Here is a 17,960-nt window from a genome sequence, read left to right as displayed (position 1 = left end):
GGGGTGCCTTGTGACGCCCCTTTGGTTGTGGCCCCGGCCCCCAGCGGGGCCCGTTGCCGTCTTACGTCGCGGGCCAGGCCCATGGGTGCTGAGAAGCACGGGCCGCCCGAAACGTTGAAATCCGTTCTTGGTGCTGAGCGGTCAGGTCGATGTCGTCCCAACCGTTGACCAGTTTTTGCTGCCAGACGGGGTCAATCTCGAAAGAGACCTCCTGCCCGGCGATGCTGGCACGGCCAGCAGCCAGATCGACGGTGGCCGCCACATCATTGCTGCCGATAGCGCTGATCAGCGCCTCGATCTGTTCTTCTGGCAGGCGGGCGGGCAGCAGGCCGTTGTTGACGGCGTTGCCAGCAAAGATGTCGCCAAAACTGGGGGCGAAGACTGCCTTGATCCCGAAATCCACCAGCGCATAAACGGCAGCCTCGCGGCTGGAACCGCTGCCGAAATTGCGCCGCGTCACGAGCACCGAGGCGCCGGGATGCAGGTTCAGCACATGCACGTCGTCATCCTGACGCGCATCGTGCAGCAGAAATTGGCCATACCCCTCGCTGCGCGGCGCCGACATGAACCGTGCCGGGATCAGCTGGTCCGTGTCCACATTCTCCTGCGCCAGCGCCACCGCCCGGCCTTCGATCTTGCTCCACCCGCTCATGAACGGCCCTCCAGCAGCGGGCGCACATCGGCAAGATGTCCGGTAACGGCGGCGGCGGCGACCATGGCGGGACTCATCAGATGGGTCCGCGCGCCGCGTCCTTGCCGCCCGCGGAAATTCCGGTTGGTGGAGGAGGCGCAGCGTTTGCCCGCCTCGACCAGATCGCCATTCATGCCCACACACATGGAACAGCCGGCATCGGCCCATTCCAGGCCCGCATCGGTAAAGATCTGCGCCAGCCCTTCAGCCTCGGCCTGTTTCTTGACTACGGCGGATCCCGGCGACACCAGACCGGGCACCTTGGCCTGGCGTCCCGCCAGAACCTTGGCCGCGAGGCGCAGATCCTCGATCCGGCCATTGGTGCAGGAGCCGATGAACACCTGATCAACCGCGATGTCCTCAAGCGGCATCCCTGCTTCAAGGCCCATGTAATCGAGCGTCGCACGCGCCTGATCCTGCTTTCCTCCGGGCAGGTCTGCCGGGCGCGGCACACGGCCAGTGATCGGCAGCGCCTCTTCCGGAGAGGTACCCCAGGTCACCGTCGGGGCGATCTCTGCGGCTTCGATTGCAACCTCCTGATCGAAGATGGCCTCCGCATCGCTGTAGAGCTTTTGCCAATCCGCCAGAGCAGCCTCCCAGGCGGCACCCTTCGGGGCGAAATTGCGCCCTTTCAGATAGTCGAAAGTGATCTGATCCGGCGCGATCAGACCCAGCCGGGCACCACCCTCAATACTGAGATTGCACAGGGTCAGGCGACCTTCGATGCTCAACGCCTCAACCGCGCTGCCCGCGTATTCGATTGCGTGACCCCTGGCGCCATCCGCGCCCAGTTCGGCGATCCAGTGCAGTGCAAGATCCTTGGCCGTGACACCAGCGCCAAGGGCCCCATTGACCGAAATCCGCATGGTCTTGGGCCGACGCTGCCAGATCGTTTGGGTTGCCAGAATATGGGCGACCTCGGTCGCCCCGACGCCAAAGGCCAAAGCCCCAAGCGCCCCGTGAGTGGAGGTATGGCTATCCCCGCAGTTGATCAGTAGCCCAGGCAGCGTCAGCCCCTGCTCGGGGCCAAGCACATGCACAATGCCCTGCCCCGGATCGTGCAGATCGAACAGCCGGATGCCCTGTGCCCGTGCATTCTGGCCCAGAGTGTCGATCATCCGGCGGATATCGGGCGCGACAGCGCCCGGTCGTGTTGGCGCATAGTGATCGACCACCGCAAAGGTCAGATCAGGTTCGGCCACTTTCAGGCCCCGCTGCGCCAGCTTGGCAAATGCGTGGTGCGAGCCTTCGTGCACCAGATGCCGGTCCACCCACAGGAGGGACATGCCATCGTCGCGTCGCATGATCTCATGCGCAGCCCAGAGCTTGTCGAACAGGGTCTGCGGGGTAGTCATTCGGCTGCCTCTTTGCGGGCCGGATTGATCACCGGCTCCCAGTGGCGGGTTTCGCCCACGCCGACGTGGTTCAGCGACATCTCAAGCCGGAACATGTCAGGCCGGTAGAGCGCGGCAAGGTATTCGACCCCACGGCCTTCCTCGTCGCGCACAACCCGGTCGAGGGACAAGAGCGGCGCACCAATCCGAACACCCAGCGTTTCGGCAACTTCCGGAGAGGCCAGCGTCGCGCTGACCGTCTGATGTGCGGAATCGACTTTGACGCCCGAGCGCTCCAGAAGGCGGAACAATGGCGTCGTGGCCAGTTCGGCCTCTGTGTAATTCTGCGCGATTTCTTCCGGCACCCATGTGGTCAGATGGGAGAAAGGTTCATTTTCAACCAGACGCAGGCGTACCGCTGTCTGAACCCGTACCTGCGCCCCAAGGCCCAACGCCTCGGCAACGCCGCCGGGCGCGGCGCCATAGCTGAAGGAGAGCAGTCGTGCGGTAGTGTTCTGCCCCATTTCGACCAACTGCGGCATCAGGGTACTGAAGTCCGCCGCCATCGAAGGACTGGACTTCTGCGCGCAGACCGTTGTGCCGGATCCGACACGGCGTTCAACCAGCCCGTCCTTCTCCAGCACATCTAGCGCCCGACGCACCGTGACACGGGACACGCCCAGAGTCGCGGCCAGCTTCTGCTCACCCGGCAGCACGCTCCCGGGCGCGTAGACACCACGGGTAATCTCTTGATGCAGATGCAGAAAGACACGCTGCGCCTTACCCCCTTCAGGCAGACCTTTGCTTGCGGAAGATGCCAGATTCTGTCCCATATTTCTCCTTTCACTGCCTCTCAAGCCTAGCGATGGTTTTTTCAAAAGCAACAAATCTATTCACAGATGTTCAAAATATTTGACCTATGCGCAGCAAATAATCTGTATTACAAAAGATACCAATTTAGAAAAGGAGACTTCATGCCCGTCATCGAACTCCACGTGATGCAGGGATATAGCGCAGACGAGAAAACGCGACTGTGCGCGGCGCTGACCAACGCGGTGCGAATCGTCGTGCCCGCCCCGCCCGAGGCCGTCACCGTTATGATTCATGAGCTGGATCCTGCGGGTTACATGCGCGGCGGCGCGCATCGCAGCCCCGCCCCCGCCCTGCCCGATCCGGTATCTCTGGTGCGCAACTACCTGACCGCGATGGAAGCGCGCGAGATAGACACGGCCCGGGCGCTGCTGGCTCCCGGCTTCTCCATGACGTTCCCCGGCACCGCCCCGATGACGACGCTGGAAGAGCTGATCGAATGGGCAAAGCCCCGATACAATTTCGTCACCAAGACATACGAGGGCTTCGAAGCGCTGCAATCGCCGCAGGACGCCGCCGTTGTCTATTGCCGCGGCACCCTGTCGGGCGAATGGCCGGATGGCACCCCCTTCAGCGGCATCCGGTTCATCGACCGCTTCGAAGTGGTGGACGGGCGTCTCACCCGGCAGGACGTCTGGAACGATATCGCTGAAACAAAGGCAAACCCATGACCAAAGAGATAGACCCGATCACGCTGGCCGTTCTGGCCGGACGGATGGAGCAAATCGCGGATGAAATGGACGCCACTCTGTTTCGCGCCGCCTTCAACCCAATCATCGCCGAGGCCCATGACGCATCGCACGGCCTCTATCACGCGGTGTCGGGCGACACTCTGGTACAGGGCAAATCCGGCCTGCCTATCTTTGTCGGGGTGATGTCCTTTGCGGTGAAGGCCGTCATCGAAAAGGCCGCCGAAAACGGCGACCTGGAAGACGGCGACATCTATATTTTCAACGATGCGCATCTGGGCGGCACCCACCTCAGCGACATGCGGCTGGTGCGGCCCTATTTCCACGATGGCAAACTGTTCTGCTATCTCGCCTCGGTCGGACATTGGCACGATGTGGGCGGCGCTGTGCCGGGCAACTACAACCCCGCTGCCACCGATGCCTTTCAGGAGGCCTTTGTCCTGCCGCCGGTCCGGCTGGCCAAGGCAGGCAAGATCCAAACCGACATCACCGACATCCTGATGCGCAACACCCGTCTGCCGCAGTCGGCGCAGGGCGATCTGAACGGTCAGCTGGGAGCGCTGGATCTGGGCGTGAAACGTCTTGATGAATTGCTGGCCGAATATGGCGCCGAAACCGTGCGCGCGGCCCTTGATGCCTTGCAGGACCGTGCCGAAGCGCTGATGCGTTCGGAGCTGACGGAACTGCCCGACGGCCGCTGGGAGGCCGAGGATTTCCTCGACAATGATGGCATCACCGATACGCCGCTGGCAATCAAAGTCGCGCTGGAGATCAATGATGACCGGATGACGCTGGATTTCACAGGAACGGCAGACCGCTGCGCAGGCCCGGTGAACATTGCACTGCCGACGGCGGTCGCAACCGCCTATGTGGCGATCAAGCATATCTTCCCGTCCCTGCCTGCGAACTCTGGCGTAATGCGCCCGATCGATGTGAAGATCCCCGATGGATCGCTGCTGTCTGCGCCCTTCCCGGCGCCGGTCGGCGGCTACACCGAAACGATCCTGCGCATGGTTGACGTGATCTTTGCCGCGGCCTCACAGGCGGCGCCGGATCGCGTCGTCGCCAATGCCTATGGCACCATCAACGCCCTGTCGATTTCCGGCAAACGCGCCAATGGTCAGCCCTGGGTCATGTTCAGCTTTTACGGCGGCGGCCATGGCGGGTCCATCGAAGGCGACGGGCTGAACCACGGCAATGCGCCAATTTCGACCGCGACAATCCCGCCGATGGAAATCCTTGAGGCCGCCTATCCGGTGATGTTCAAGCAATGGGCCCTGCGCCCAGACAGCGCAGGCCCCGGCATGCATCGGGGCGGCATGGGCGCGACCTATGAAATTGAAGTACTGGAGGAAAGCGCCACCGCCTTCCTGTTCGGCGAACGTGGCCGCTTTGCGCCCAAGGGCGCGGCTGGCGGCGGCGATGCTGCGCTCAATGTCTTTTCCTACGAGCAGGCAGATGGCTGGCACCACCCGCCGATGGCCTCGAAAATGGTTGGGATCAAGCTGGAGCGTGGCCAGTCGGTACGGCTCGACACGCCCGGTGGCGGCGGCTACGGCCCGGCGTCACAGCGTCCGGCAGCCGATGTCGCCCGCGATGTGGCAGGCGGGTTGATGAGCCCTGACGCAGCGACCGAAACCTATGGCCCGGCCTGGAAAGAGGTGACCCAATGACCAGCAGCAACCGCATGATCGGCGTCGATGTCGGCGGCACCTTCACCGATATCTTCGTTCTGGACGAAGCCACCGGCACCGCCGAAGTCGCCAAGGTGCCCACCACGCGCCCGGACCAATCCGGCGGCTTCCTGTCCGGGATCAATTCCCGCGTCTATGATCTTTCGACCGTCTCGGTGGTGGTGCACGGAACCACCGCAGGCACCAATGCGCTGCTGGAGCGAAAGGGCGCCCGGATCGGGGTGATCACCACAATGGGCCTACGTGACGTTCTGGAGATGCGCCGCCGCGATCGCCCGCGCACCTGGGGTCTGCGGGGGAACTTCACTCCGGTGGTGGACCGCGCCCTGCGGCTGGAGGTGCCGGAGCGCACACTGGCCGATGGCACCGTGCGCACGCCGGTGGATCTGGACGCGGTGCGCGCCGCAGCTCAGCAACTGATCGACGAAGGGTGCCTTGCCTGCGCGATCCTCTTTGCCAACAGCTATGCCAATGGCGAAAACGAACGCGCCGCCGTTTCTGCCGTGCGCGAGATGTGGCCCAATGCGCATGTTTCGGCATCTTCGGAGATCCTGCCGGAAATCCGGGAATTCGAACGTTTTTCCACGACCGCGCTCAATGCCTATCTGCAACCCGAAGTCTCGGGTTATCTAGCGCGGCTCGAAACCGCGCTGAAGGACGGCGGGTTCGCCGGGGAGTTCATGATCGTCCAGTCCAATGGCGGCGTGATGGATGTGGACACGGCGGCAAAACTGCCTGTCCGCACTGCTCTGTCGGGCCCGGCGGCCGGTGTCATCGCAGCCGGATACATTGCCGAAGCGGCCGGATTTCCAGATGTCATCACCGGCGACATGGGCGGCACCTCCTTTGATGTCAGTCTGATCGCCAAGGGCGCATCCATGCTGTCGCCGCAAACCTCGATCGATTTCGGCATGGTGGTCCGCTCCCCGATGATCGAAATCACCACTATCGGCGCGGGCGGCGGCTCGATTGCCTGGGTCGACAAGGGTGGCCTGCTGAACATCGGACCGGAAAGCGCCGGCTCCACTCCCGGCCCAGTGGCCTATGGTCAGGGCAACACCCGCCCCACCGTGACCGATGCCAATGTCGTTCTGGGCCGCATCGATCCCGACAATCCCATCGGCGGTAAGCTGGACCGGCTGGATGTCGAGGCCGCCAAGGCCGCGATCCTGGAACACGTAGGGCGTCCGCTGGGCATGGACGCGCTGCAAGCCGCCGAGGCGATCCTGCGCGTTGCCAATAGCCGTATGGCCGGAGCGCTCAGGCTGGTCTCTATCGAGCGCGGCTTTGATCCCGAACGTTTTGCCTTCATGCCTTTTGGCGGTGGCGGCGCGCTGCATTCGGGCGCCATGCTGGCCGAGGTCGGTCTCGCCCGCGCCATCGTACCGCGCTATCCCGGCGTGACCTCGGCAATGGGCTGCGTGATCGCCGATATGCGGCAGGATTTCGTGCAGACCATCAATTCGGTCCTGGCCGGTATCGACCTGCAAAGCCTGACCGGGTTCATGCAAAGCCACGTCGACAGCGGGCTGGCCACACTGGACGCGGCGCGCACCCATTTCGAGCGGCGCGACACCGAATTCACCCTTGATATGGCCTATCTCGGGCAGACCCACACAGTGCCCGTCACCCTGCCGGTCACCGTTGAAAACGGCGTCGTGACACCGCCGACCGAGGCGCAGATCGCCGATGCCTTTGATGCGGCCTATCGCGCCACCTACGGTCGACTTCTGGAAAACGGCACCCGGCGGGTGATCAACCTGCGCTCGGCCATCACAGGCCGCCGTCCGCGGTTCGATCTGGCAACGCTGGCACCCAAGGGCGGCAGTACCGAGCAGGCCTTCCGGGGCACGCGGCAGGTGCATTTCGACGGCACCTGGCACGAAACCAGCCTCTATGACCGGCTGGCCCTGCCCGTCGGCGCCGAAATCGCGGGTCCGGCCATTCTGGAGCAACCCGACACCACCGTCTTGATCGAACCCGGGCTCGTCGGCAAAGTCGACGCCTACGGCAATACACTGATCGAAAGGGCCAGCGCATGACCCCCTCCTCCACTGCCCTGCTGACAATTGACCTGCAAAACGACTTTTTGCACCCCGAGGGTGCCTATGGCCGTGCGGGTCAGGGCGCCGACAGCATCAAGGCCCTTCCGGACCGGATCGCGCCGGTGAAAGCCGCACTGACCAAGGCCGGGGGTAGTTATGTCTCGGCCCAGTTCACGCTGGTGCCGGGTCGTGGTGGGGAGCCGCTGATCTCGCCACACCTGAAAAAGCTGCGCCCCTTTCTGACCAAGGGCGATTTCGAACCGGGCAGCTTTGGGCACAGCCTTGTCGATACTCTGGCTCCGGCCGATTTCACGGTGGAAAAGGTGGCCTATTCGGCGCTGTATCAGACCCGTCTTGAATATATCCTGCGGGCGATGAAGATCGACACGCTAATCATCGGCGGCATCGTCACCAATGGCGGCGTTGCCAGCACCGTCCGCGATGCCCATCTGCGCGACATTCACACCATCCTGCTGTCGGATGGCTGCGCGGCCTTCAAGGACGACGTGCACGAGGCCACTCTGAAATCTCTCGGCTCGGTGACGGAGATCATGACCTGCGCCGAGGCAGTGACACTGTTGGGAGGCACGTCATGAGCCTGCGCAAGCGCCTGACCTCGCCCGAGATCCTGCTGGCCCCCGGTGTCTACGATGGCCTGACGGCCGCGCTGGCCACCGATGCCGGGTTCGAGGCCCTATACCTGTCGGGGGCCGCGGTGGCCTACACCCGCCTTGGCCGCCCCGATATCGGTCTCACCACCGCCTCGGAGATGGCAGATACTATGGCGTTGATCGCGGATCGCACCGACCTGCCGGTGATCATGGATGCCGACACCGGCTTTGGCAACGCGCTCAATGCACGGCGCACCATGCAAAGCTATGAACGTGCAGGTGCTGCCGCCCTTCAGGTCGAAGACCAGAGCTATCCGAAAAGATGCGGCCACCTGTCCGACAAATCGCTGATCTCCAAGACCGAGATGTCGGGCAAGATCGCCGCCATGGCCGATGCCCGCCGTCAGGACACGCTGATCATTGCCCGCACCGATGCCATCGCCGTCGAAGGATTTGATGCCGCCATCGACCGGGCCGGCAGCTACATCGAGGCAGGCGCCGACGTGCTGTTTATCGAGGCCCCGCGCGACAGTGACGAGCTGGCAAAGATCGCGGCGACCTTCAAAGGCAAGGTGCCGCTGCTCGCGAATATGGTCGAAGGCGGAGCCACGCCGATTTCCTCGGCCACGACCCTTCAGGACATGGGTTTCGACATCGTGATCTTCCCCGGTGGCATCGTTCGCGCCCTGGCGATGACCGCGCAGAATTACTATGCCAGCCTGAAAGAATCAGGCTCTAATAAGCCATTTTCCGACCGGATGCACGATTTCGACGGGCTGAACGCGGCCATTGGAACACCTGAAATGCTGGCCCTTGGAAAGCGGTTCGATGGCAAGTCCTGATGTCGCTGAACCGCCCGCATCCTTTGACCTGACGGTCGAAACACTGATCATCGGGGCGGGCGCTGCGGGGATGGTGGCCGCCCTGGCCGCCCATGAGGCAGGACAGGAGGTTCTGCTGGTCGAGGCCGACGCCGTACCATCGGGGTCCACCGCGCTCAGCGCCGGTCTGATCCCCGCTGCGGGCACGCAGTTTCAGACCGAGGCAGGCATCCAGGATAACGCAGAGCGGTTTGCGCAGGACATTCAGGCCAAGGCCCATGATGAAAACGATCCGGATCTGGTCGCCAGCATGGCCAGCACGGCGGCGCCGGTGATCGAATGGCTGGCCCGCGATCACGGGTTGCCGTTTTCACTGGTCACCGACTTTGACTACCCCGGCCACAGCCGCCGCCGCATGCACGGGCTGCCGACCCGTTCCGGGCAGGAACTGATCGACGCCCTGCGCGCCCGGATCGAAGCGCTGGATGTGCCGCTGATCTGCAATCGCCGCGCAATCAGGCTCTATTCAAAGGAAAACCGCATCTTTGGCGCCCAGTTGCAGCTGCCCGATGACGGTACAGAAACCATCGGCTGCGCGCGGCTGATCCTCGCCTGCAACGGCTTTGGTGGCAATCGCACCATGGTCTCCACCCATATGGCAGAGATCGACAATGCGGTCTGGTTCGGCCATGACGGCAACCGCGGCGAGGCCGTGGCCTGGGGGCAGGCTCTGGGCGCAGCGACCGCCCATCTGGGCGCCTATCAGGGGCACGGTAATGTCGCGCATCCGCATGGCATCCTGATCACCTGGGCCACCATCACCGAAGGCGGCGTGCAGGTGAATTGCCAGGGCAAACGGTTCTGGAACGAGGCGCAGGGCTATTCCGAGGCAGCCCGCGCCGTACTGGCGCAGCCGGGCGGCACCGCCTGGGTGGTGTTCGACAGTCGCATCGCCGCCGTGGCGCGGCAGTTCGAGGATTTCAAGAACGCAGAAAAGCAAGGCGCGGTGCTAGCCGGTGAAAGCGTTGCAGAGCTTGCCAAGGCGGCTGGCCTGCCCGCAGATGCGTTGGCCAAAACCCTTGGCGATATACCCAACGAGGGCACGGACGCCTTTGGCAGACGCTGGAGCGGGCAGACCCCGCCACTGCGCCCACCCTATCACGCTGTGAAGGTCACCGGCGCGCTGTTCCATACCCAAGGCGGGCTAGAGGTCGATCCCGCAACGGCCCGGGTGCGCCGCGCGGCGGGTGGAAGTTTTGACAACCTTCATGCCGTGGGCGGCGCGGCCTGCGGCGTTTCGGGCACCGGCGACAGCGGTTATCTATCGGGCAACGGGCTGCTGGCGGCGGTGACTTTGGGGTATCTTGCCGGGCGCGCCTGATCCAGCGCGCCCGTCGTTCGCAGTATTCGCGCCTGTCAGTCCGCGGTGCTGAGCGACAGACCCAGAAGCGCGCGGCGTTTCAGCCAGAGGCTGGGGCGGTAGCGTTCCGACCCGGTCGTGGATTGCAGCCCTTCCATGATCGACAGAACCCGGTCTGCGCCGACCTTGTCGCCATACTCCAGCGGGTTGAACGGGTAGTTGAGTCCCATCGTCATAGCCTTGCCCAGATCCTCGGGGCTGCCGACGCCGATCTGCGCCATCTCGCAGCACAGGTTCACGATCATCGCGATGATGCGCGGCGCAACAAAGCCGGGGCTGTCCTTGATGACCTCGACATGCAGACCCGCGCCCGCCAGCCAGGTGGTCACCGCCTCCAGCACATCCGAGCCGCCAGGGGCGGTCATCACGGTAACGATCCCGCGTTCGACCGCGCTCAGGTCCACTGCAACGGTACGTTTGGGGTCAAGCCCGAGGCGGACAACGGTGCTGGTGCAATCCTCGCCAAGTGGGCTGACCAGGATCGGCGCCTTGCCGTCATCCTCGGCAGCGATGAGGCCCTTTTCCACCAGCGGTGCAAAGGCATCGGAGCGTTCCGGCAGAACTGCGGTCAGCGGGGTCTTTGGTCCGGCTTCGGGCGGGGTCGGCAGCTTGGGCAGGTCCTGCGCGTAGTCGTAGAAGCCGCGCCCCACCTTGCGCCCCAGCAGCCCCGCTTCGACCATATAGCCATGGCGCGGCGTGGTGCGCAGTCGCGCATCGCTGTGGTAGCCGTTGAAGATGAAGGTCGAGACCGGGAAGTTGGTGTCGATGCCGGTGAGATCCATCAACTCGAACGGGCCCATCCGGAAGCCGCCTGCCATCTTCATGATGCGGTCGATCTGCTCAGGCGGGGCGACGCCTTCGGCCTCGATATGCAGACCTTCGGTGTAATAGGCCCGCCCACCTAGGTTCACTATGAAGCCGGGTCCATCCTTGGCGATCACCGGCACCTTGCCCATCGCCTTGCCCATTTCATAGGTCGCATCGATAACGCCCGCATCGGTGGCCGCGCCGCCGATCACCTCCACCAGCTTCATCAGCGGCACCGGGTTGAAGAAGTGCATGCCCACCACGCGGGCGCGGCTTTCGCAGTTCTTCGCAATCGATGCGATGGAGAGCGAGGAGGTGTTCGACGCAAGAATGCAGTCCGCGCTGACGATGCCTTCAAGTTCGGCAAACAGGCTCTGTTTGATGTCGAGCCGTTCGATGATGGCTTCGATCACCATCTGCGTATCCGCAAGGGAGGTGAGGTCGCCTGATGTGGTCAGCCGCCCCTTGGCCGCAGCGGCGGCGTCCGCCTCCAGCTTGCCCTTTTCGACCATACGGTCGATACGCCCTTCGATATCGGTCTTCGCCTTGGCCAGCGCCTCGGCGTTCATGTCGTTCAGCACCACGTCATAGCCCACGGTCGCCAGCACCTGCGCGATGCCCGCCCCCATGAGCCCGGCGCCGATCACGCCAACCTTTTTGATGTCGTCGAATGCATAAGCCATCACTTATTGTCCTTTGAACTCGGGGGCGCGTTTTTCAAGAAAGGCGCGCATTCCCTCTTTTTGATCGTCAGTGGAAAACAGCATCTGGAACAGGCGGTTCTCCAGCATGAGCGCGGTATCCAGCGGCGTATTCGCCCCCTCGCGCACCGCGTCACGGATCGCCTGCACCGCCTTGGCAGGCTGGGCGGCGATCCTCTTGGCCATGGCAAGCGACGTGTCCATCACCTCGGCATCCGGCACCACTTCTGAGACGATGCCCAGGTCCAACGCCACATCCGCCGGGAACAGATCGCCTGTCAGAAGGTAACGCAGCGCCTTGGCCTTGCCCGCCGTGCGCAGGATCTTCTGGGTGCCACCGGCGCCGGGCATGATGCCCACCTTGATTTCCGGCTGGCCGAATTTGGCGGTGTCGCCTGCAATGATGATGTCGCACATCATCGCCATCTCGCAGCCACCGCCCAGCGCCATGCCACGCACCGCTGCGATGACGGGGGTATTCGAGGCTTCGAGCGCGCGTTTGACCGCGCCCAGACGGTCAAAGACCTCCTGCATCGGCCGTACCTCAGCCAGCTCGGCCAGATCAGCACCTGCGGCAAAGGCCTTTTCGTCGCCCGTCATCACGATGCACCGGATCCCGGGGTCGTCGTCCAGCTCGGTCACCGCCTTGGCAATTTCCGCGCGAAACTCGGTCGACAGCGCGTTGCGCCGTTCAGGGCGGTTGAGCCGGATCACACCAACCCGGTCAACGGGGCGTTCGATGAGCACCAAAGACATGTTTTCTCCTGTCGCATTGCAAAGGATGCCGGTCCGGTCTGCGCCGGACCGGGCGCGTTACCGCCCCTTATAAGGCGGATTAGATACTTGGCAAACAATTAGCTTGGTAATTAATTGCGAATTCGTCCCGTCCCAAGAAGGTGCCGAGGCGAAGGCACGCGTCACAGGCGGTCGGGGCAATCGACTTGTACAGTGGAAGGAGCTCCGGCCAGCACATTGCCCGGGTTGAGCCCAGCCTTAAGACGAGATCCTGACCCGCCTCAATCCCGCGCCATCGACGCCTTGAGGTTCTGCCGCATCTTCGCCAGCACCTTCATGGTGGTGGCCAGCTCTTCCGGTTCGATCCCTGTATTGGCTATGGTATCCACCTGGCGCTGCGTCTCGGTCATGATATCCATCAGCTGGTGCGCCTTGTCTGTTGCAAAGATCCGTTTCGACCGCCGGTCGCCGGGATCGGCGCGCCGTTCAACAAAGCCGCGTGCCTCCAACCGGTCGATCAGTTTGGAAGTGGTCACTGGCCCGATGTCCAGCTTCGCTGCAAGATCCGCCTGCCGCTGACCAGCCTCTCGCATGAGGCTGAGCACCGCCCAACCCTGCGCCATGGTGATGTCGTGCGGCCGCAATAGCCCGTCAAACAGAATGCCACGAAACCGCGCGATATCCTGAAACACCGGGCCCGAGACCCCTTCATTGCGAGCCGTGGTTGCCTTATCGCTTTTGGTCATACTGCCGCCCCATACTTCGCCAATCTCCCCCGGCCCCCCCGCGCGACCGCTTGGCAAAAAATGTAATTAGCTTGATTATTATTTGCAAGATAAATACCCTAAGCAAAAGGCTTTGGCTCTGCTTCCGCAACCGCCGGAGGCAGCTCTCGCACGGAGCTGCACCACTCTAACCCGCACAGCTCTGAGGAGTTCTGACAAGATGGCCAAGCAAAACTCGCCGTCACGATACAGCGCCCAATAATGCTGTCATCCGCTTTTCTTCTTCTTGTCAGCCTCGGGGCCATCGGTGAAATCTTTACCGATGCGCCCGCTCTGCGGCTGATGGAGCTCGGGGGGATCCTGGGCTTTCTGGCGCTGGAGCTGCGCGGCCTGTCCAAAGTCGCTTTAATCCTCCTTTCACTGTGCATCGCGCTGCCGCTTTATGAAGTCAGCCAAGGCACCTTTGATCTTGCCCGCGCCTCCACTGCCATCGACCGGGCCGCGTTCTTCGCCTTTTTCCTCACCTCGCTCAGCTTCCTTCAGTTCGCCGCGAACAGCTCACCGCTGATCCTGCGCTCGGGCGAGATTCTGGTGAACCAGCGCCCGGGCCGCCGCTATCTGGTCCTGACCTTCGGCGCGGCGGTATTTGGCATCCTCTTGAATTTCTCGACCATCGGCCTCTTGGGGACAATGATCGCCAAGGGTGTATCTCCCGGCGAAACCGACGAGGAAAAGCGCATCGCGGGCATCCGCCGCCGCCGCATGACGCTGGCCATGATGCGCGGGTTTTCCTCGCTTCCGATGTGGTCGCCGATGACCGTCACCATGGCACTGATCACTGCGGCCATTCCCAGCGTCGCCTATGGGCAGATCGTCATCTATTCACTGCCGCTGGCGGTGGTGATGCTACTTTTGGGCTGGGGGATCGACCGGATGAGCTATCCGCGCCGGGTGCTTCCGGGCCTGCCCGAGGCGCCCTCCCTTGCCGGATTGCTGCCGCTGATGGGGATGGTAATCTTCGTGCCGTCGTTTTCCTGGGGCGTCTCCGTAATACTCGGCGTTACACTCATTCAGGCGCTGCTTCTGTGCTTGCCGCTGGTCTCCCTTGGCTGGATGGCGATCCAGCGCTGGCATGAGGGCGCGCTCCCTGCGCTCACCGGCACCGCCCGAGCCACCGTGACCGGGCTGCTCCCCGGGTTGCCCAGCATGCGCTCCGAAATCGGCCTGTTCACAACCTCGGCCTTTCTGGGTGTTCTGGTGCTACCGCTGATCGACACCGATGCCCTTAGTCAGACCATCGTCGCCCTCGGACTTGGCAGCGGTGCGGTTCTGGCGCTGGCGGGCTGGATCGCCTATCTGCTGTCGATGGTGGGCGTCAGCCCGATCATCTCGGTCACCATCCTGGCGGGCACGCTGCCGAACCTGACTCCATTGGCCATCAGCCCGCTCGCGGTTGCGGTTACCATGGTGTCGATCTGGTCCATCGTGGTGAACGTAACGCCGTTTTCGGCCTCAGTCCGCTTGTCGGCGCGCATGATCGATGAAGATCCCGCCCGCGTCGGTCTGCGCTGGAACCTTGCCTATGGTACGCTCGCCATGTCGATCCTGACCGTTGCGTTGCTGGTTTTCGCATAGTCCGTTGCGTCACGAAGTTTAATTAGATTGCTAACAATCACCATGGCACCCTAAAATTTGCGAAAGAGGAGAAGCTTTGCATGTTCCGTTTCGCGGATATCCAGACCAAGACCGCGCGCCACTGCAATCGGCAGCTTCCTGTACATGCGGAAATCCGCGCTGCCCGCGCATGACACGACAGACCGAAAGGACCGCCCATGACCAAAGTCAAAGCCGCCGTTTGCCACAAACACGGAGAGCCCCTTGTGATCGAGGAGGTGGAACTGCGCGCACCCGAACTGGGTGAAGTCGAGGTGAAGATTGATGCCGTGGCTGTCTGCCATTCAGACATCTCGCTGTGGCAGGGGGGGTTTGGCGGCGCCGTTCCCGCGGTCTTCGGGCACGAGGCTGCTGGCATCGTCACCGCTGTCGGCGTGGGCGTCAAAGGCTTTGCCGTGGGCGACAGTGTTGCCGTCACGCTGATCCGTTCCTGCGGCACCTGCCCGTCCTGCGGCCAGGGCCACCCCACGGTCTGCGAAGAACCGGGTGATCCGTCCAAGGGGCCGCTCAGCACAACCCAAGGTGACCCGGTCTGGCAAGCGCTTTTCGCCGGTGCCTTTGCCGAAAAGGTGGTCGTGGATCAAAGCCAGATCGTGAAGATCCCCGCGGACATGCCGAAAGATGCTGCCTCGCTGATCTCCTGCGGAGTGATCACCGGCGTCGGCGCCGCGATCAATACCGCCGGTATCCGCCCCGGTGACGACGTGGTGGTGATCGGCGCGGGCGGTGTCGGCCTTAATGCCATTCAGGGCGCCCGCATCGCCGGGGCCCGCCGCATCGTCGCGGTCGACATGAACCCCGCCAAACTGGAAGACGCCAAGGCCTTTGGCGCCACCCATGGCGTGCTGGCCGAAGGCAAACCCTTCAAGGAAGTAAAGGCGCTGCTGGACGGGCGCGGCGCGGATGCGGTGCTGGTGACGGTCGGTGTCGCTGCGGTCTATGATCAGGCGCCGCGTTACCTTGCCCACAACGGCAAGATCGTCATGGTCGGCATGCCGCATTTCGGCTCTAACGCGAGCTATTCGCCGCTTGTGATGGCGGACGCGGGGCAAAAAATCCTCGGCTCGAAAATGGGCGACGTGGTGATCAAGCGCGACATTCCCTGGATCGTGGACCTCTACCAGCAGGGCCGCCTGAAGCTCGACGAGCTGATCTCCGGGCGTTGGACCCTGGATCAGGTGAACGAGGCCTTTGCCGACACCATGGCCGGCAACGCGCGGCGCAACGTGATCATGCTGAACAACGACTGATCAACGGGCTGACAGAACCTGCGGCTGTCCCAGCACATCGGGGCGGCCGTTTCTGTCTCCTGCTCCACACACGAAAAAGGGCCGTTCCAATCGGAACGGCCCTGTCTATTTTCAGATCAGGCACAAAGCGCGGCCCGATCAGACCTTTTCAAAGATAGCCGCCAGACCCTGGCCACCGCCGATGCACATGGTTTCAACACCATACAGCGCATCGCGGCGGTGCATTTCACGCAGCAGCCCAGCCATGATCCGTCCGCCGGTGGCACCCACCGGGTGCCCCAGCGAAATGCCCGAGCCATTGACGTTCATTCGCTCAAAATCGCTGTCAGCCAATTGCCATTCACGGGTGCAGGCCAGAACCTGCGCCGCGAAGGCTTCATTGAGTTCGATCAGGTCAATGTCCTTCAGCGCCATACCCGCACGGTCCAGCGCCTTGGCCACCGACGGCACCGGACCGATACCCATGACCTCGGCACCGACACCGGCCACGGCCCAGGACTTGATCCGGGCATAGGCCTTGAGCCCCAGTTCCTCCGCGATGGCGCGGGTGGTGATGATCGCTGCAGAGGCACCGTCGTTCTGACCAGAGGCATTGCCCGCTGTCACCGTGGCCCGCTCATCAACGCCGCCACGGATGGGGCGCAGTTTGGCCATGCTCTCCATCGTGGCCTCGGGGCGCGGATGCTCATCCTTCGAGAAAGTCTCTTCGCCCTTGCGGCTTTTGACGGTCACCGGAATGATCTCATCACCGAACAGCCCGCCGTCCTGCGCCGCCACCGCGCGGCGATGGCTTTCCACCGCAAAGACATCCTGTTCCTCGCGTCCGATATTGTATTCTTGGCGCAGGTTCTCGGCGGTTTCGAGCATGCCCCCCGGCACCGGGTGGTTGATCCCGCCTGCCGTCACACGTCCCTTCGCCAGCGCATCATCGAAAACCATCGCGGTGCCCTTGATGCCCCAGCGGCCCTTGGTCGAATAGAAAGGCGCATTCGACATCGACTCGGCGCCGCCCGCGATCACCAGCGAAGACCCTCCGGTCGCCACCTGCATTACTGCGTTGATCACCGCCTGCAGGCCAGAGCCGCAGCGGCGATCGATCTGATAGCCGCCAATGCTGATCGGCAGTCCCGCATCCAGCCCTACCACGCGGCCCAGCGCCGGTGCATCCATCGACGGGTAGCATTGGGCGAAAATCACCTCGTCCACGCGATCCCCGGGCAGATTGGTGCGCGCCAAAAGGCCTTCGATCACCATGCGGCCCAGCTCATGGGCGTGCAGGTCGCGGAACTGGCCTCCGAAACGGCCCACCGGCGTGCGGACCGGTTCGCAAATTACGACGTCTTCAAGCATATTCTTTCCTTCCCTGCCGCTTACATGCGGTCTTTTGCGGCCTTCACGATGTTGCGGGCAATGATGATCTGCTGGATCTGGCTGATGCCTTCGTAAATGCGCAGCAACCGCGCGTCACGGTACAGTCTTTCGATGGCGTATTCGGCCATGTAGCCGACGCCGCCATGCACCTGCACCGCGCGGTCCGCAACCCGGCCCGCCATTTCGGTGCAGAAGTATTTGGCACAAGAGGCTTCCAGCGCCGCAGCCCCGGTTGCGTCATACGTGCGCGCCGCATCCCGGACCAGCGCGCGGGCAGCGGCCAGTTCGGCCTGACTGTCGGCCAGCAGCCCCTGCACCAGTTGGTGTTCGCAAGTCCGAAGACCTTCTCGGCGCCAAACCTTTCATCAAAAATACAATATGTCTCCCTTTAGGGATCCGAAGATGCGGAGACACGATGGCTTCCTTCAGATTGAACCTCTGCGGGCAGACAGGGTTAGATCAATCTGGCGAGACCTACCCGAACAGCTATATAAAGCAGCTAAAGACCAACTTCCGAAAGCA

15 protein-coding genes and 1 pseudogene are annotated in these 17,960 nt (G+C 63.0%); 8 read left to right on the top strand and 8 right to left on the bottom strand.

Annotation, left to right across the window (positions count from 1 at the left end):
- Positions 1 to 61 precede the first annotated feature (61 nt).
- From leuD to SM764_RS06260, 3 genes are read right to left on the bottom strand one after another with little or no spacing between them, the layout of a single operon-like run.
- On the bottom strand, positions 62 to 652 hold the full coding sequence (gene leuD, locus SM764_RS06270) for a 3-isopropylmalate dehydratase small subunit (RefSeq protein ID WP_274831513.1): 591 nt from the start codon (positions 650 to 652) through the stop codon (positions 62 to 64).
- Entirely contained in the window at positions 649 to 2,046 is a 1,398-nt protein-coding gene (gene leuC, locus SM764_RS06265; protein WP_274835326.1) for a 3-isopropylmalate dehydratase large subunit, read from the bottom strand. The genes leuD and leuC overlap by 4 nt, the downstream gene beginning before the upstream one ends.
- Positions 2,043 to 2,858 (bottom strand): GntR family transcriptional regulator, encoded by an 816-nt coding sequence (locus tag SM764_RS06260; RefSeq protein WP_065272363.1) that lies wholly within the window; start codon positions 2,856 to 2,858, stop codon positions 2,043 to 2,045. The genes leuC and SM764_RS06260 overlap by 4 nt, the downstream gene beginning before the upstream one ends.
- A 141-nt stretch (positions 2,859 to 2,999) precedes the next feature.
- Here SM764_RS06260 and SM764_RS06255 point away from each other — a divergent pair, with 141 nt between their 5' ends.
- From SM764_RS06255 to SM764_RS06230, 6 genes are read left to right on the top strand one after another with little or no spacing between them, the layout of a single operon-like run.
- Positions 3,000 to 3,566, top strand: coding sequence for a nuclear transport factor 2 family protein (locus SM764_RS06255; protein WP_065272362.1), 567 nt, complete (start codon positions 3,000 to 3,002; stop codon positions 3,564 to 3,566).
- Positions 3,563 to 5,257 carry a hydantoinase B/oxoprolinase family protein gene (locus tag SM764_RS06250; RefSeq protein ID WP_274831516.1) on the top strand — a complete coding sequence of 565 codons (1,695 nt, stop codon included), beginning with the start codon at positions 3,563 to 3,565 and terminating at the stop codon, positions 5,255 to 5,257. The genes SM764_RS06255 and SM764_RS06250 overlap by 4 nt, the downstream gene beginning before the upstream one ends.
- Positions 5,254 to 7,320, top strand: coding sequence for a hydantoinase/oxoprolinase family protein (locus SM764_RS06245; RefSeq protein WP_369001303.1), 2,067 nt, complete (start codon positions 5,254 to 5,256; stop codon positions 7,318 to 7,320). Before SM764_RS06250 ends, SM764_RS06245 begins: the two co-directional genes overlap by 4 nt.
- On the top strand, positions 7,317 to 7,919 hold the full coding sequence (locus tag SM764_RS06240) for a cysteine hydrolase family protein (RefSeq protein WP_274830599.1): 603 nt from the start codon (positions 7,317 to 7,319) through the stop codon (positions 7,917 to 7,919). Before SM764_RS06245 ends, SM764_RS06240 begins: the two co-directional genes overlap by 4 nt.
- Complete coding sequence (locus SM764_RS06235; RefSeq protein ID WP_274830598.1) at positions 7,916 to 8,776, top strand: isocitrate lyase/PEP mutase family protein; 861 nt, start codon at positions 7,916 to 7,918, stop codon at positions 8,774 to 8,776. Before SM764_RS06240 ends, SM764_RS06235 begins: the two co-directional genes overlap by 4 nt.
- On the top strand, positions 8,763 to 10,136 hold the full coding sequence (locus tag SM764_RS06230; RefSeq protein WP_369001302.1) for an FAD-dependent oxidoreductase: 1,374 nt from the start codon (positions 8,763 to 8,765) through the stop codon (positions 10,134 to 10,136). Before SM764_RS06235 ends, SM764_RS06230 begins: the two co-directional genes overlap by 14 nt.
- 35 nt (positions 10,137 to 10,171) lie before the next feature.
- On the opposite strand, the gene SM764_RS06225 is transcribed toward SM764_RS06230, so the two are convergent.
- The 3 genes from SM764_RS06225 to SM764_RS06215 all read right to left on the bottom strand — a co-directional run bounded on the left by SM764_RS06225 (position 10,172) and on the right by SM764_RS06215 (position 13,164).
- Entirely contained in the window at positions 10,172 to 11,665 is a 1,494-nt protein-coding gene (locus SM764_RS06225; protein ID WP_369001300.1) for a 3-hydroxyacyl-CoA dehydrogenase, read from the bottom strand.
- 3 nt (positions 11,666 to 11,668) lie between these two features.
- Positions 11,669 to 12,439 (bottom strand): enoyl-CoA hydratase-related protein, encoded by a 771-nt coding sequence (locus SM764_RS06220; RefSeq protein WP_369001298.1) that lies wholly within the window; start codon positions 12,437 to 12,439, stop codon positions 11,669 to 11,671.
- 260 nt (positions 12,440 to 12,699) lie between these two features.
- Positions 12,700 to 13,164, bottom strand: a complete 465-nt coding sequence (locus SM764_RS06215) for a MarR family winged helix-turn-helix transcriptional regulator (protein WP_347510700.1) — start codon at positions 13,162 to 13,164, stop codon at positions 12,700 to 12,702.
- Between the two features lie 240 nt (positions 13,165 to 13,404).
- Between SM764_RS06215 and SM764_RS06210 the strand changes: the two genes are divergently transcribed.
- Entirely contained in the window at positions 13,405 to 14,778 is a 1,374-nt protein-coding gene (locus tag SM764_RS06210) for a hypothetical protein (RefSeq protein ID WP_369001297.1), read from the top strand.
- A gap of 197 nt (positions 14,779 to 14,975) precedes the next feature.
- Positions 14,976 to 16,067, top strand: coding sequence for a Zn-dependent alcohol dehydrogenase (locus tag SM764_RS06205; protein WP_369001296.1), 1,092 nt, complete (start codon positions 14,976 to 14,978; stop codon positions 16,065 to 16,067).
- A gap of 138 nt (positions 16,068 to 16,205) precedes the next feature.
- Here SM764_RS06205 and SM764_RS06200 read toward each other — a convergent pair whose 3' ends face one another.
- Both SM764_RS06200 and SM764_RS06195 read right to left on the bottom strand, forming a co-directional pair.
- The gene (locus SM764_RS06200; RefSeq protein ID WP_369001294.1) at positions 16,206 to 17,417 is read right to left on the bottom strand and encodes an acetyl-CoA C-acetyltransferase; all 1,212 of its coding nucleotides are present in this window, start codon (positions 17,415 to 17,417) and stop codon (positions 16,206 to 16,208) included.
- A 20-nt stretch (positions 17,418 to 17,437) separates the two neighbouring features.
- Positions 17,438 to 17,770 (bottom strand): annotated as a pseudogene (locus SM764_RS06195) (acyl-CoA dehydrogenase family protein); the annotation flags it as partial.
- Positions 17,771 to 17,960: the final 190 nt, after the last annotated feature.

This window comes from Pseudophaeobacter sp. 1A16562 (genome assembly GCF_041008785.1).
GTDB classification, from domain to species: domain Bacteria; phylum Pseudomonadota; class Alphaproteobacteria; order Rhodobacterales; family Rhodobacteraceae; genus Phycobacter; species Phycobacter gallaeciensis_A.
This window is presented reverse-complemented; position numbering and strand designations above follow the sequence as displayed.

Excerpts from the sequence above, each read along its gene's own strand:
- SM764_RS06245 (WP_369001303.1), top strand. The coding sequence starts at position 5,254 with ATGACCAGCAGCAACCGCATGATCGGCGTCGATGTCGGCGGCACCTTC.
- SM764_RS06200 (WP_369001294.1), bottom strand. The coding sequence starts at position 17,417 with ATGCTTGAAGACGTCGTAATTTGCGAACCGGTCCGCACGCCGGTGGGC.
- SM764_RS06205 (WP_369001296.1), top strand. The coding sequence starts at position 14,976 with ATGACCAAAGTCAAAGCCGCCGTTTGCCACAAACACGGAGAGCCCCTT.
- SM764_RS06250 (WP_274831516.1), top strand. The coding sequence starts at position 3,563 with ATGACCAAAGAGATAGACCCGATCACGCTGGCCGTTCTGGCCGGACGG.
- SM764_RS06215 (WP_347510700.1), bottom strand. The coding sequence starts at position 13,164 with ATGACCAAAAGCGATAAGGCAACCACGGCTCGCAATGAAGGGGTCTCG.
- SM764_RS06225 (WP_369001300.1), bottom strand. The coding sequence starts at position 11,665 with ATGGCTTATGCATTCGACGACATCAAAAAGGTTGGCGTGATCGGCGCC.
- SM764_RS06220 (WP_369001298.1), bottom strand. The coding sequence starts at position 12,439 with ATGTCTTTGGTGCTCATCGAACGCCCCGTTGACCGGGTTGGTGTGATC.
- SM764_RS06260 (WP_065272363.1), bottom strand. The coding sequence starts at position 2,858 with ATGGGACAGAATCTGGCATCTTCCGCAAGCAAAGGTCTGCCTGAAGGG.
- leuD (WP_274831513.1), bottom strand. The coding sequence starts at position 652 with ATGAGCGGGTGGAGCAAGATCGAAGGCCGGGCGGTGGCGCTGGCGCAG.
- SM764_RS06235 (WP_274830598.1), top strand. The coding sequence starts at position 7,916 with ATGAGCCTGCGCAAGCGCCTGACCTCGCCCGAGATCCTGCTGGCCCCC.
- SM764_RS06255 (WP_065272362.1), top strand. The coding sequence starts at position 3,000 with ATGCCCGTCATCGAACTCCACGTGATGCAGGGATATAGCGCAGACGAG.
- SM764_RS06240 (WP_274830599.1), top strand. The coding sequence starts at position 7,317 with ATGACCCCCTCCTCCACTGCCCTGCTGACAATTGACCTGCAAAACGAC.
- SM764_RS06210 (WP_369001297.1), top strand. The coding sequence starts at position 13,405 with ATGCTGTCATCCGCTTTTCTTCTTCTTGTCAGCCTCGGGGCCATCGGT.
- SM764_RS06230 (WP_369001302.1), top strand. The coding sequence starts at position 8,763 with ATGGCAAGTCCTGATGTCGCTGAACCGCCCGCATCCTTTGACCTGACG.
- leuC (WP_274835326.1), bottom strand. The coding sequence starts at position 2,046 with ATGACTACCCCGCAGACCCTGTTCGACAAGCTCTGGGCTGCGCATGAG.